Genomic DNA, 374 nt, shown 5'->3' with positions numbered 1-374 from the left:
GCGCGTCCTCGATCACGGCGCCCTCGGGGCAGTAGTCGGGATGAGGCAATACGGTCAGTTTCGGCATAGCGTCTTATCAGGCGATTTCGTCAAGTTTGCGGCCAGCCAGCGCGGCGCGGATGCTGCGGTCCATGCGGCGCGCGGCGAATTCATCGGTCGCGGCCGACAAGGCCTCGACCGCGGACTTCACCGCGTCCACATCCTGCGCCTCCTGGGCGCGACTGGCTGCCTGCAGGCATTCATCGACCCGTTGGCGTTCCTCGGCATTCAGCAGGTCGCCGTCGACCGCCAGCGCGGCCTGCACCGATTCGACCAACTGACGCGCTTCCACCTGCTGCTCGCGCAGCATGCGGGCGCGGGCGTCGTTGTCGGCC

At 67.9% G+C, this 374-nt stretch carries 1 pseudogene; it reads right to left on the bottom strand.

The features are described from left to right. Positions 1 to 76: 76 nt before the first annotated feature. Positions 77 to 374, bottom strand: a pseudogene (locus tag SB771_RS33645) (Fe-S protein assembly chaperone HscA); the annotation flags it as partial.

This window comes from Burkholderia sp. SIMBA_051 (assembly GCF_046534915.1).
GTDB lineage: Bacteria > Pseudomonadota > Gammaproteobacteria > Burkholderiales > Burkholderiaceae > Burkholderia > Burkholderia ambifaria.
This window is presented reverse-complemented; position numbering and strand designations above follow the sequence as displayed.